The 14,345-nt window shown below is 66.7% G+C and carries 7 protein-coding genes; 1 reads left to right on the top strand and 6 read right to left on the bottom strand.

Annotation, left to right across the window (positions count from 1 at the left end):
* Positions 1-44: 44 nt before the first annotated feature.
* Positions 45-3,209, bottom strand: a complete 3,165-nt coding sequence (locus tag IEX78_RS12740; protein ID WP_188829107.1) for a (Fe-S)-binding protein — start codon at positions 3,207-3,209, stop codon at positions 45-47.
* A 446-nt stretch (positions 3,210-3,655) separates the two neighbouring features.
* Here IEX78_RS12740 and IEX78_RS12735 point away from each other — a divergent pair, with 446 nt between their 5' ends.
* Positions 3,656-4,366 carry a DUF8020 domain-containing protein gene (locus tag IEX78_RS12735; RefSeq protein ID WP_229683915.1) on the top strand — a complete coding sequence of 237 codons (711 nt, stop codon included), beginning with the start codon at positions 3,656-3,658 and terminating at the stop codon, positions 4,364-4,366.
* A gap of 1,078 nt (positions 4,367-5,444) precedes the next feature.
* Here IEX78_RS12735 and IEX78_RS12730 read toward each other — a convergent pair.
* From IEX78_RS12730 to IEX78_RS24535, 5 genes are all read right to left on the bottom strand, one after another.
* Positions 5,445-6,764, bottom strand: coding sequence for a S1 family peptidase (locus tag IEX78_RS12730; RefSeq protein ID WP_188829106.1), 1,320 nt, complete (start codon positions 6,762-6,764; stop codon positions 5,445-5,447).
* Positions 6,765-6,854: 90 nt separating this feature from the next.
* Entirely contained in the window at positions 6,855-8,213 is a 1,359-nt protein-coding gene (locus IEX78_RS12725; RefSeq protein ID WP_188829105.1) for a S1 family peptidase, read from the bottom strand.
* 91 nt (positions 8,214-8,304) lie between these two features.
* Positions 8,305-9,567 (bottom strand): hypothetical protein, encoded by a 1,263-nt coding sequence (locus IEX78_RS12720; RefSeq protein WP_229683914.1) that lies wholly within the window; start codon positions 9,565-9,567, stop codon positions 8,305-8,307.
* Between the two features lie 23 nt (positions 9,568-9,590).
* Positions 9,591-12,068 (bottom strand): LuxR C-terminal-related transcriptional regulator, encoded by a 2,478-nt coding sequence (locus tag IEX78_RS12715; RefSeq protein WP_188829104.1) that lies wholly within the window; start codon positions 12,066-12,068, stop codon positions 9,591-9,593.
* Positions 12,065-14,086 (bottom strand): Hsp70 family protein, encoded by a 2,022-nt coding sequence (locus tag IEX78_RS24535; protein ID WP_188829103.1) that lies wholly within the window; start codon positions 14,084-14,086, stop codon positions 12,065-12,067. The genes IEX78_RS12715 and IEX78_RS24535 overlap by 4 nt, the downstream gene beginning before the upstream one ends.
* Positions 14,087-14,345: the final 259 nt, after the last annotated feature.

Genomic DNA, 14,345 nt, shown 5'->3' with positions numbered 1-14,345 from the left:
GGCGCGAACCCGGGGGGTCGCGCCTCACTTGGGATGTTCAGTTGTTAGTTCTTCTTGCCCGGGGCCTTTGCGTTGGACTTGAAGCCCAGGCCGCCTGGCTTGGCGGTGGGGTTCGCGGGCGGGGTGCCGTTGCCGTTGTCGGTGGGCTCGGCTTGCGCCGTTGCCTCCGGCTCGGGGATCGGGGTCGGCTCCGGTTTAGGGGCCGGAGCTGCCGGGGCTGCTGCGGGCTTCGCGCCGGGGGCCTTTGTTGTCGGGCGCTTGAGGCCCGACTTCATTGCCAAGCCCTTTGCGGCGATCGTCGGCTTTGCTTCGGCGGGAGCCTCAGCGGTCGGGGCCGCTTCCGCTGCCGGGGTCGCATCGGGTTCCGCTGCCGGAGCCGCGGGCGCCGCTGCGGGCTTCGCGCCAGGGGCCTTCGCCGCCGGACGCTTAAGGCCCGACTTCATTGCCAAGCCCTTTGCCGCGATGGTCGGCTTCGCCTCGGCGGGCGCCTCGGTCGACTCAGCAGCGGGAGCCGCCTCTGCGGCCGGAGCTGCCGGGGCAGCTGCCTTCGCACCGGGAGCCTTCGCCGCCGGGCGCTTAAGGCCCGACTTCATCGCGAGACCCTTCGCCGCGACAGTCGGCTTCGCCTCAGTTGCTTCCGCAGTGGGCTCAGCAGCGGCAGGCTCGGCCGCCGGAGCAGCCTTCGCGCCCGGTGCCTTCGCGCCACCCTTCATGCCAAGTCCGCCACCGGGTGCCTTTGCCGCACCCTTCATGCCGAGACCCTTGACCGCAGGAGCAGTGGCTTCCTCGGCCGGAGCAGCCTTCGCACCAGGCGCCTTAGCCGCGCCCTTCATGCCAAGTCCACCGCCGGGAGCCTTCGCAGCGCCCTTCATGCCGAGTCCGCCACCAGCGGGCTTCGCAGCAGGCGCTGCGGCCGGGGTAGCGGCCTCAGCGGGCGCGGGAGTCGGCTTCACTTCCGGCTCCGGCTCGGCCTTCGGCTCCTGCACCACAACAAGGTTCGCCGACAATTCGGCTGGGTCGAGGCGCTTGATCGAGTCGAGCATCAGCTGCGAAACGTCGACGACCTCGACGCCTTCGCCCTGACCCTCTTCCTGACGCGCGGTGACACCGTCGGTGAGCATCACGCGGCAGAACGGGCAGCCGGTCGCGATCTTGGTGGGGTTGGTCGACAACGCCTCGTCGACACGGTCGACGTTGATGCGCTTGCCGAGCTGCTCTTCCATCCACATGCGCGCGCCACCGGCACCACAGCAGAACGAACGCTCAGCGTGACGCGGCATCTCAACCAGCGTGGAGCCCGAAGCTTCCATCAGCTCACGCGGCGCGTTGTAGATCTTGTTGTGGCGGCCAAGGTAGCAGGGGTCGTGGTAGGTGATGTTCTGCGCGACAGGCGCGACCGGGATCAACTTCTTGTGTCGCACAAGGCGATTCAGCAGCTGCGTGTGGTGCACGACCTCGTAGGTGGCACCCAACTGCGGGTACTCGTTGTTGAGCGTGTTGAAGCAGTGCGCACACGTCACAACGATCATCTTCTTCGACTGCTCAACGCCTTCGAAGACCGAATTGATGACCGCGATGTTCTGCTCAGCGAGCTGCTGGAACAGGAACTCGTTGCCCGCGCGACGGGCCGGGTCGCCGGTGCAGGTCTCTTCCGCGCCCAACACCATGAACTTGGTGCCGGAGGTGGCGAGCAGCTCGGCAACCGCCTTGGTCGTCTTCTTCGCACGGTCCTCGTAAGCACCGGCGCAACCAACCCAGAATAGGTACTCGTAGCCGTCGAAGCTGTCGGCGTCCTTACCGAAAACGGGGACGTCGAAGTCGAGCTCGTTGATCCAGTTGAGGCGGTCCTTGGAGTTCTGACCCCACGGGTTGCCCTTGTTTTCCAGGTTGCGGAACAGGCCAGCGAGCTCGGTGGGGAACTCGCTTTCGATGAGCACCTGGTAGCGACGCATGTCGACGATGTGGTCGACGTGTTCGATGTCGACCGGGCACTGCTCAACGCACGCGCCACAGGTGGTGCAGCTCCACAGCACCTCGGGGTCGATGACGCCGAGCGCTTCGAGGTCGCCGACCAGCGGGCGCTTCGACGCCTCGATCGCGGACTCGGGGACGCCAGCGAGCGCCTTCTCGTCGACATGGCCCTCGTCGTTGACGAGCCCGGTCTCGTTGCCTTCGGGGTCGCGACGACCGCCAGCGAGCAGGTAAGGCGCTTCGGCGTAAAGGTGATCGCGCAGCGACATGATCAGCAGCTTCGGCGAAAGCGGCTTGCCGGTGTTCCACGCGGGGCACTGCGACTGGCAGCGACCGCACTCGGTGCAGGTGCTGACATCCATCAGGTCTTTCCAGGTGAAGTCCTGGGTGCGACCAACGCCGAGGTTGTCGATCTCGGGGTCGACGTTCTCCATCGTGAGGTCTTTGCCGTTCGACGTCATCGGCTTCACGGCACCGAGCGCGACGGAACCGTCGGCGTTGCGCTTGAAGTAGATGTTGAAGAAGGCGAGGAAGCGGTGCCAGGCGACGCCCCACGTGACGTTGCGGCCGACGAGGTAGAGGAAGGCCATGCCCGACATGAGCTTGATGAACGCGAAGATCGAGATCAGCGTGATGTTCGCCGGAATGATTTTGGCGACGTGCATCGTGAAGAAGTCGGTGTAGGGGTTGCTGTGGCCGGTGAGCGAGATGACGCCCGCCTTAACCACGATCATCCCGAGGCCTTCCATGAAGACGATGGTCTCGATGATGTAGGCCGGGATCATCTTCGAACCGCTGAAGCGCGACAGGCGCGCGGGCACTCGCGGCGAGTTGATCTGACGGATGATGATCAGCGCGGTGATACCGACCAGGGTGCCGATACCGAGCAGTTCGTCCACGAAGTGGTAGATCGGCCAGTCGCCGATGATCGGCCACTTGAATTCGGGGTTGAACGTCTGGCCGTACGCCTGGAACCACAGGATCATGCCGAGCAAGAAGCCGAACATGACAAGCCAGTGCGCCCAGCCGACGGTGCGGAACTTGTTCATCCGCGTGTGCAGCACGACCTCGATGACCATGTGCTTGAACCGAGGAATGAAGGGTCGCCAACGGTCCGGCGCGGTCTGGCCGATCGTGATGGCCTTGCCGATATTCCACACGCCGCCGATAAACGACGCCCAACACAACAGGCTGAGCAGCGCACCGAAGGTGCCCAGCGTGATAGTCAGGGCATTCATGTCGCGACCTTTCTTTAGAGGCAACACGCGGGTCGTCGCGACCCAGTTGGCTCGTATCGTAACTGCCCCTAAGTTACCCGTCAGTAACTAGGGATGTCTACCGCAAGGTGAGTTCTTGCGCGTCGACGGTGTTTACTGCGCCTTGACCTAGAATTTGCCTGTGAGCAACATCACAAAAATGTTTACTCACGTGTACCTAGATCGACTCGCTAACACCGTAAACCGTGCCTGAACTGCGAAAGCGTTAAGGATAGGCTTAGTTCCATACCCGAAATCTGGTATGGCATGCGGGGATTCGGTGGATTAAGCTCCAGCTGTTCGGTCTGCTGTGCCATTCTTCACACTGCTCGGGGAGAAGTCGCCAACCTCTCACAAAAGGCGCGACTTGACGAGTCTCGCGTGTGAACAGTGGCTCGCCGCTCTACACCTGATGGATTGGAACTTGAATGAACTTCCGTAGGACCGCCGCGGCGGCCGCGCTGGTCGTGGGCGCGATGACCGTTGGTCTTGGCACCGCTCACGCCGAAGAACCGGCACCCGAGGGGATTAAGTACTCGGTCAAGCTCGTCGACAAGACGGTCGTTGCGACCGTTAAGAACGGCACCTTCTCGTTGGTTGAGAAGGATGGGGAGACGCCTGAGGCGCCGAAGAAGACCGTTGCCGAGATCAAGGACTCGCGCGGCGACGTGCAGGTTGTTGTCCCGATCGCGTTCTCGATCAACGGGACCAACATCGCGACCAAGACTGAGGTTGTCGAGGACTCGACGGTCCTCAAGCTGACCCCGGAGAAGCCTGCGAACCTGGTGCTGTCGGCTGACCAGAATGTGGGCGTGCGGCCCGTCGCCGAAGCGAAGGAGATCGCTTCCGCGCAGGAGAACCAGCGCGCGATCAATGACTTCTCGACCAAGTTCTCGGTCGGCACCGCGATCGGCGCTTTCCTTGGCACCGCGGTTGGCGCACTGGTCGGCTGCATCGGCGGCATCGTCACGGTTGTCGGCTGGCCCGCGCTTTGCCTCGGCGGCATCGTTGGCGGCGCGGCCATCGGTGGCGTTATCGGCACCATCGTCGTCGGCGGCCCGGTTGCCCTCGTCGCTGGCATCGAGATGCTGAACGTCTTCCAGGCACCGGACGGCACCACCGTTTGGGCTGACAAGTAGTCAGAAGTACTCGCGAAGGGCCTCACCGCACGGATTACGGTGGGGCCCTTTGTGTTTGGGGCGTTTTAGGGAAAGGGCCCGCGCGCTTGCGTCGGGGGTTCTTTATGCGGCGGTTTCTAGACCGCCCGCCGTTGCCACGGGTATTCGGTGGAGGGATTCGGTACATAACTGTGTTTTTGGCGCGCTGGCGCGCGCGTGTCGCGGCCCTGAGGTCCGTCCGTTCAGGCACCGTTGCTTGCTCCTTCGTCGCCTACGCAACGGCACCTGAACGGACGGACGGCCGCGACCGGCCCCTTCGGGGCCGCCGCTCCTCGAGGTCGCGGGTGCGGGGCTGAGTTTTCGCGAACGTGTCGATTGCGGGGGCGCGGTCCCTCGCTTCGCATCGGGGCCTGCGCGCAACCTTCCAGATTCGATTGCTCGACCGTGCACGTTCGAATGTCGCAAACGCTCGTTCTGGGCGCGTTCCCGCAAACGTGTCGATTGCAGGGGCGTCCCTCGCTTCGCGTCGGGAGCTGCGCGCTGCGGCGACTGGGCACTTGCCCTGTTCGCATGGTGCGGGCTTGGGTGGTGACGTGGCGATTGCAGGGCGCGTCCCTCGCTCCGCATCGGGAGCTGCGCGCGGTCGCGACTCGGGCACGCACTTGCCTTGTTCGCATGGTGCGGGCCCGGGTGGTGACGTCGCCATTGCAGGGCGCGTCCCTCGCTACGCGTCGGGAGCTGCGCGCGGTCGCGACTCGGGAAGACACTTGCCTTGTTCGCATGGTGCGGGCCCGGGTGGTGACGTCGCCATTGCAGGGCGCGTCCCTCGCTCCGCATCGGGAGCTGCGCGCGGTCGCGACTCGGGAACACACTTGCCTTGTTCGCATGGTGCGGGCCCGGGTGGCTACGTCGCCATTGCAGGGTGCGTCCCTCGCTCCGCATCGGGAGCTGCGTGCGGTCGCGACTCGGCGCTTGCCCTGTCGCGGTGGCGGGCCCGGTGACAATCTTGCGATTGCCAGCGACCAGCTCGCTTCGCTTCGATGCAAAAAGGGCCGGTAGCTTCCGCTACCGGCCCTCAAGCATGCTCCCTACAAACGCATCAGTTCGTGCGAACCGACAATCCCGGGTTGTCGTTCAGCACCACGCTAATCGGCTGCGCGAACAGCTGCGGTGCGTCGCCGGTCAAAGCTCCGAGGATGATCGGGATTTCGCAGATCGGGTAGTCGGCAACCGATGACGCGCTCGAAATGCCAACGGCGAGACGGCCGCTCACGATCGCACCGCCCGAGTCGCCGGGGAGGGCGCAAAGGTTGGCCGAGAATGACTGGGTCATCTGGCGGTCGCCGACCTGCACGGTCTGGTCGACGCCGTTGATCACGCCGCAGCTAAAGCCGGTGCGGGCACCGGACTTGCAGACGGGGGCGCCAACGACGGGAGTGGCAACACCGTCAATGGCGATCGGGGCCGCGCCGGGCACGCGCACCAGGTTGTTTTCGAATCGACCCTTCGCACCGTCGTTGATGCGGATGATCGAGTAGTCCTGTTCGCCAAGCACGGTCTTGCCGAAGGTGCCGAGTTCCGCGCCGAGCGACGTGTTGTTGCGCTCGTAAACCGCGGCAGCGCCAGCGGTGCCGCCCGTCTCAACGTCGGGGTTGCAGTGGCCCGCCGAGATGTTGACGACGTTGCCGTTGCGGTCGGTGCCGTTGAAGCCAAGCGAGCAGTGCAGCTGGCTGCGGCCCAGGACCGACGCGTAGGCGTCGCCGCCGCCGAGCGCGCCGTTGCCCGCACCCGCGATGGGGCTGGCGGCAAGGTCGACTCGTTCGCCACCGACGGGCGGCGCGGTGACGACAACGCGCGACGGGTCGATGAACGCGGGCAGCTGCACGCCAACCTGGTTGACGCGAACGGCGATCGCGTTATTCACCGTGTCGATGACAACGCCACGCACCGCCGCCTGCACGGGAGCGGGCGCGGCCGACAGCCAGTTTTCGAACGCGGTCTTCTCGCCACGCAGCGCGGACTCGCTCTTGGCGACGTTGCGCACCTCGTGACCGGCCGAAACCGCGGCGGCGCGAGCCTCGTCGGCACCGGGGCCGCTGGTGATCGCCACGACGGACTTGCCCGCTTCATTGAGCCACGCACCCGCGTACACCTGCGGGAACTGACGCTGCGCGGTGACGCCGAACGCGGCGACTTCCTGGGCGGCGTCGGCGCGACGCAGGTATTCCTGCGGCGACATCTTCAGGTCGCGCTGCACAGCTTCAATGAGCTGGGCCGGAAGATCAGTGCTGGGCGCGGCGTCGGCAACTGCGACAGCGGGGCCAAACAGCAGAATCGCCGCAGAAGCGGCGATAACGGACTTTCGAGCTCGAGAGGAGCTTCGCGCGGATGGGGTGCGACCCAGGCGTGGCAGGAGCATGATCGAACTATATGGGCTCGTGCGAGTTATGCCTACTCGTACCGGGTAAGAGATGTCACTCACCCGGTCCGAGTCGGCGAGTCGACCGGCTTAGCTAGCGCGCGGCGCGGTACGAACGGTGATTCCGCTGCCCAGACCGCCCGCGGAGTTGGCCTCAATGTCAGCCAAAATCGACCGAATTCCCACGCCCAGAGATGCTGTGCCACCGTACGGTGCCAGTTGGGTATTGGCTTCGTTGCAGTTGGGCGCGTCGGCCGCGTTGGAACCCGAGGTGATCCCGAGCGCGAGGGTGCCGGTGATGATCGCGCCGCCGCTGTCGCCGCCGAGGGTGCACGCGCTGTCGGCGAAACCACGGATGGTCTTGGAGACACCTTCGGCGGTGAAGAGTTGCGTTTCCACGCGATCGGCCGAGACGAAGCCGCAGGTGAACGTCGACGACTGGCCGGTCTTGCACACGGGCGCGCCGGTGACGGGGTCGGCGATGCCGGTGACCGTCAGCGTGGTGCCGTTCGCGCCACGCACGCGCGGCCGGTCCATGCCAGCGTTCACCGCGCGCTCGTTGAGCTTGATCACCGAGTAGTCGAGCGCGGCAGGACCACCGAGGACGGTCTTGGCGAACTGGCCAACCTCGACGCTGTTCGGGAGGTCACGCACGTTCGGCACGTACACCGAGGCGGGACCGCCGTCGGTGCGCGGATTGCAGTGTCCCGCACTGATATTCAGGGCGTTGCCCGCGGCGTCGGTTGAGTTGAAGCCGAACGAGCACACGTCGACGCCACGCAGGGTCGCGTCGTGCAGGTCCTTGGTCGAGCTGATGTAGGTGTCGCCACCCATCGGCCGGTACTCAACCGCGCCGCCGCCACCTGGCGAAAGGACAACCTTGATGGTCGCGATCAGCGTCGGCAGGTTCAGCATGTGCCCGGTCGGGGTGTTCGCGACGTTCAATATCAGCTGGCTATTGAGCGCGTCGATCGCGATCGAGCTGATGGGTGCCGCGATTTCGCGCGGCAGGCTCGCGACCCACTGGCTCAGCTGCAGCAGCGCGCCTTCGAGACCGTTCGCCGAAATCGGGGCGATTTTGGTCTGGTAACCGTCGGCGGCGGCCAAGCGCTGCGCGTCGGCGTTGGTGACGGCGATGACGCCCTTGCCCTCGGGCGTGAGCCACGCACCGGCGAACGCGTCGGGGTGATCGGCGCGGAAATCGTTTGCGTACGAACGCAAGTCCTGCGCGGCGACGGCGCGGTCGAGGTACTGCTGGGGAGTCATGTGCAGGTCGCGCGAGATCGCGTCGATCATCTCGGCGGGTAGGTCGCCGACCGAAAGTTGCTGCGGTGCGGCGCTAACCGCGCCAGCGCCGAACACGGGTGCCAGTAGTACGGCAGCGGCAAACCCAACCGACACAGCATGGGCAGCTCGAACCGTGGCGCGACGCGCCCCCAACTTGCGCATGGAATCCCTTCGTCGGTGACCGGGGCCACCCGAACGGGCGCACATGACGGTCAGCGCATCACTCTAGGGCACGCGCGGAAAACCGGCCAGGTTACCGTGGTTCGCTCTCGGACGACCCACTCTGACCAGCGCCGGGCAGTGCTGGGGGCGCTGGCAGCTTGGGTGTTGTCTGTTCCCGTCCGAACAGGCCGCCGGGGAACAGGTCGGCGGGCGTCGGGGTTGGGGTTGGCTTTTTGGTTGTCGGTGCTGGCGCGGCCGGGGGCTCAGGGGGTTCCGTCGTTGTCGGCTCGGGCGGTTGGGTGGTCTTCGGGACAACGACCGGCGGCACCCACGTGGGTTCCGGTGTCTCCGTTGTGGTTTCAACGACCGGCGGCGCGACGGGCGGGGGCGCGCTAGTTGGCTGCACAGTCGCGACCGCGTCGGTGATGGTTGGCGGCAGCGTCGGGGTTGACGAGCGCAGCGCGAGCGCGACGCCCAGTCCGCCGAGCAGCAGGCCGAAAACCACCGCGACGGCGACGATCAGCGGAGTGCGCGGGGTGTTCGAACGGGGCGGGAGGGCGACAGGCGGGCCGACCGTCGTTGGCGTGAGGGTTTGGGCGAAGCCCGATGACACCGGTTGATTCGTCACGTAACCGGTCGCGGAGGGAGCGGAAAGGCTTGCCGCAGGCGCTTCGACGGGCACGCGTGGCGTCAACTGCGCGTCCGCGAATGACATCGGGAACGCACGCGCGGCTGGGATCGCAGCCGAATATGCTTGTGCCCCAACGTAAGTGGTGCGAACCGACGGCAGTACGTCGGTGTCGCCCAGCGGAGCGGCCGGTGCGGTCGGGTCGGGCGGTGTCGAGCCAGCTGGCGTGGCGAGCACAGCCACCAGCGCGGCCTCAGCGGCTTTGGCGGCGAAGGAACGCCCCTGGTCCTCGCCCAGCGCGGGCGCGGGCAGTTCGTTTTCGCCAAGCAGCGCGATCGACTTCAAGCCAAGGTAGTCGAGTGCTTCGCGAACACCGCGCACCTCTTCAGTCGACCAATCGCCGGGGTGGGTCGCGTAGAACTCGGCGGGGCCGTTGAGGTGGGCGGTGGTGAGGTCGATGAGGCAAAACAGTGCTGTGGCGAAGAGGTCTTCGGCGCGATAGGGCTCGCCGCCGTCGACGTCGATGCCAGCGGGGTCGCCGATAGCGGCGACAAATCCACTGATCGAATGCACGCCAAGCGGAGGCTTGCCGCCAAGCGCGGCGTCGCCTTCTTCGGACATGTGCAGGACCGAGTCGCGCACGACGAAAACCGTCGTGCCGTCCTCAGTGACCACAGCCGCGGTAGCGGTATTAGCACCGATCCGCAGGCCCACCCCAGTGGCCATGGGCTCCCATCCTTGTTACCTCGTCAAACAAGCAATGAGCCGTGACCCATCGCGCGAAGCATTGACAATAATTCGGAACGCGACCCAGCGCCTATTCGGCGGCGAATTCGCGCGACGTGATGTTCGACAGTCTTAGCCGAAATATAGAGCCGAGCACCGATCTCGCGATAGGTCAGCCCGAGAAGTACCAGCTCAGCGACCTCGCGTTCGCGATCACTCAACGCGCGAGGCTCGATAATGGCGGCTCCCGACGAATCTTCGGTCGGCTTGGCTTGCTCGGGGCGCGCGGGAATGCGGACCGAGCGGGCGAGCTTGAGTAGTTGGTTCGCCGCTGTCGCGTCGCCTGCCGCGTTTTGCGCGTGGGCGGCGTCGCCCGCCAGGCGCGCGGCGTCGAAAGTGTGGCCTTGGGCGGCCAGCGACGAGACCGCTGACGCGACGGCGTGCATATCGACCTGGCCGCGCAGCACAAGCAACCAGGTGCGACCGGCGTCAGCGAGCACGGCGGCTTGCGGGTCGCCGTCGGCGGCGGCGCTCTTGAGTGCGTGCGCGTGCGGCAGGAGATTCTGCGGCGACTGCTTCGCGATGGCCGCCTGGACGCCGTACCAGTGGAACGCGTTCGTCCACGCGGGCGCGCGACCGAGCTTGCGGATGAGCGCGAGCGCGGCTGAAACGAGCGGTTGGATGCGTGCCTCGTCGCGCAGGCCGATGCCTGCGAGCCAGAGCTCGCCGACGGGAAGCAGGCTCAGCAGGTCGACGTCGATCTCGTCGAACAGCGGAAACGCCGCCGTCCACGCGTTGTGCAGGGCTTGGGCGTCGCCGCCGCGGCGAGCCAGACCGACGGCGAGTGCGTGCGCGAGGAGTTTGTCGCGCGGGGCGAGTTGGGTCATGTCGATGCTGTGCATGAGGTCGGTCGCCGCGCACTCGTCGCCGATCCGCAACGCGTTCCACGCCGAAAGGACAGGCAGTTGCGGGCCGGAACCGGCGGCGGCGCGCACGGCGTCGGCCGCGCGTCGGGGCTCGCCCGCGCTCATGCTCAACAGGGCGGCGACGGTGACCGCGCTGCATGGGACATCGTCGCCTTGGCCGGTGTGCGCGGCCTGGACCAGCGCCGATATCGCCGCCGGGGTTGCCGCGCCGTGCGGGTCGAGCGACTGCAAAAGCGCGTTGGCGATCAAGCGTGACTCGGCCGCCGACTGAGTTGGCGGCCAGCGGTCGGCGTTGTCGGCGGCGTCGCTGGCTTCGACACCGTCGCCCGCGAGCGCGAGGATCGTTGCCGCAACCGCCCAGTCCGCGCCAACGCGATTCGGGCCCAACCAGCGGTAAAGCGCGGCGGCGCGATTCACGAGGCCACGTCGGGTGAGCACGCTCGCGCACACCCGAACCGCGCCCGCGAGTTCGCTTGGCGCGGTGTCGTCGCGGTCAAGCAGCGGTTCGGCGAGGCGTTGAGCGGTTTCGTCGTCGCCAGCGCGGGACGCGGCGTCGGCCCACTGCATCGCGATCGGTCGCACTTCCGCGCCCGCTGCTGCCGCCGCCGCGTAGTAGCGGGCGGCTTCGGCGCGATTGTGCTGGGCGCTGTTGATGAGGAACTCAGCGAGGCGAGGGTCGCGGACGCCTGATTCGGCAAGCAGCGCGCCGGTTTGGTCGCGCAGGAGGCCAGCGTCGAGTCGCGTTTCGAGCAGGCGGCGCTGCACCGCGACATATCTGCGGTCGCCGAGCATCACGCGCAACTGCGGGACGGCCGCGCCGAGCAGCAGGTCAGCGTCGGTGACCAGGGCGCATGCGCGGGCCCGCGCGAGAAGGTCGGTCGCTGTCGCGCTGTCGACGTTGAGGACTTCGGCGAGTTCGGCGGCGTCGAGGCCGGTGCCGGTCGCCGCGACGACGAGGGTGTCGAGCAGGGCGGCGTCGGCGCCAGCGAGCTGCGAGCGCATCCAGTGCGCGAGCGCTTCGTCGACCGCCGACATGCCAGCGTCGAGTCGCGCGGTGCCAGCGGCGAGCAGGGCCGCGACGACACCACCGTGAACGCCTGCCGTCGCAGTGTGAATGTGGCTGATCACCGTGCGCGGGACGGTGACGCCGAGCTCGCGGGCGAACGAACCGATGTCGGTCGAACCGAGCGCGCGGAGTTCGACCGAGCGGCCCCTTCGCGTGACGGTTTCGGTGAGCGCGCGCAACGCCGGGTTCTGCGGGCGCGGCTGCATCGCGCCGACGAACGAGCGTTCGCCGGACTCGATCGCGGTGCGCAACGCGTCGAGTTGCGGTGCGGACAGGTTTTGCAGGTCGTCGGCGACAACGACAGCGCCGTTGTCGCTTGGCTTCGGAACGGACGCGATGGTGCTGAGGCCCTGGGCGCGCAGCCGTTGTCGAATTACGTCCAGTAGCAACGACTTTCCCGTACCCGACCGGCCAGAGAGCAGCAGCACGACCGGGGCGTTGCCTGCCCCGTCGACCGCGCGCAACACCTCACGCGCGCCTGGCATCGTGTCGAGCGCGATCGGGCTCAATTGCCTCCTCCGAGCCCAGGAACCAGTCCGGTCACGCCGCCGAGGCCCTCGGTTACGCCGCCGAGCCCTTCGGTGGCGGGTCCGGTCGGGGCCGAGGTCGGCGCGCGATTGAGGAGGCCGCCGGTCGTGCCGCCGACGGTGTCGCTCAAGGTGCCTCCGGGGTTTTGGACGATGCCGCCAACGTTAGGCGGGCTGATGGGGAGCTCGACACTAGGCGGCTGGGGGATGGCGGGAGCCGGGGCGGGGTTCGGGGCCGGGGCGGGGTTGGGATTGGGCGCGGGGGCTGGTGCTTGCGGCGCGGGTGCTTGTGGCGCGGGGGCCTGCTGCGCTGGCGGTTGGCCTGCTGGTGCCGGTTGGTTGCCTTGCTGGTTGCCCGGTTGGGTGCCGCCCTGTTGCGTATTGCCTTGGGCGGGTTGGCTTTGCGTACCGCCCTGCGCTGGCTGGGCTGGGGCAGGTTGGCCAGCTTGGGTTTGGCCTTGTTGTGCGGGCAGGCCCTGCTGACCGCCGACCGTTGCGCCCGGCTGCGCTGGTTGGCCGGTCTTCGGGTCGATCGGCACTTCGACGACCTTGCCGTTCGCGTCGACCGTCGTTGCCGTTTTCACCTCGACGGGCTTGCCGTTCGCGTCGACCGTCGTTGTTGTCTTGACCTCGACCGGCCTGCCGTTGGCGTCGACGGTCGTTGTCGTTCGGACGCCGCTAGTGGCGGGGCTGCCGTCGGTGCCGACGGGCGTGATCGACGTGTCGGGCGTGCTTGGCGTCGCGAACTGTGGCGCGACGGCGAGTGTGCCCGCGGTGAGCGCGGCGAAGGTGACGAACGCGGCGGCGACGATCGCGATGCGTTTGCGATTGTCGGCCGGGGCGAGTGGGTCGTCCTCGATGTCGCTCAGCGGGGTGATGTCGGTTGGCTCATCCGCGCTTGATTCCGCCGCGCTCGCTTCGGCCGAATCGACGTCGGCGAGCGACATCGGCACCGCCTTCGCAAGCAGCGCGCCTTCGGCGGCGACGAGGTCGGCGGCGAGTTCGGCAGCACCGGCCGCGCTGGCTGTCGCGGGGTCCGCTGTCGCGACAACGGGCAGGCCGAATTCGGCGGAAATCAGCTCGGCGACCAGCGGGATCGCGCCGCCACCGCCGGTGAGCAGCACCGCGTCGATGCCGGCGAAGTCGAGGCCCGAGCGCTGCACCGCCTCACGGACGAGGGCGAGCGAATCGCGGACATCCGAGCGAAGGAGGTCTTCGAGCTCGCCGCGCACGAGTCGCACCTGTTCGTCGCCGGTGGCGCTGAGCGCGCCGAGCGAAACGACCGTCGCGGTTTCGGTCGACAATTGTTCTTTCGCTTCCCTGCTGCGTTCCCGTAATCGCGCGAGTTCGGCTTCGATGTCGGGATCGAAAGGATCAAATTCGTTATCACCACTAGCGTTTGCCAGCACGTAGCGCATTGTCGCGAGGTCGAATTCTGAGCCAGCAATATCGGGATTATGGACCGGCGTGCCGAGCAAGCCCGATTTTTCGCCGGTACGGACCACCGAAACGGTGACACCACTTTCGCCCAAGTCATAGACAACGAGCGCGCCCTCATTGAGCAACCCGCGCTCGATCTCATAGCGCCGGACAACCGAAAGCGGCTCGGGTACCAAAACCACGGTTTCAGCGCCCTGGGCATCCAGCGCCGCCCGCACTTCACGCACCCGCCCAGCGCCCCACCAGCCCGGATAATTCGCGACCGTCGTTGGCTCTTGTGCTGCGTCGGTTGTCGCGGAAATATCGGCGATCAGGCTGGTAACCGCCGCTGCGACCAGGTCGGCGGCCGCATGCGTCGAACCGTCTTCGGCCACCATTCGCACCGGGTCGCCGACCCGCGATAAGAACCCGTCGACCACGACGGGCCCACTACTCGACGCCAACTCAACAACGCTTCGTCGGGAAATGACAGCGACCGGTTCACCCCCATCGTCAGTGACGGCGACTGCTGCGGAACGCGAAGCGCCGACGGTGATGCCGAGCGCGAGACGGTCAGTCATGAGAAACCTCTTGCGAATGCGTGAGTTTGCATGGGCTAGCTACGGACACACGAAAGAGCTATTTCCATTGTCGGTTGCTGACCGTCTGCTGTTACTCCCGGACCCCTAATCACCGGGCAGATCCCCTAACCGGGGCGCTTCCCCTAACGAATGTGGGGGCACGCCTGCGGGGATTCGGCCCGTTACGGGGGTGCTGCCTCGCCCAATAGCGTCGAAACATCACTTTGTGTGTCGATGATCGTTCGCGGAGAAGCTAAAG

It is taken from the genome of Nocardia camponoti (genome assembly GCF_014646135.1).
GTDB lineage: Bacteria > Actinomycetota > Actinomycetes > Mycobacteriales > Mycobacteriaceae > Nocardia > Nocardia camponoti.
This window is presented reverse-complemented; position numbering and strand designations above follow the sequence as displayed.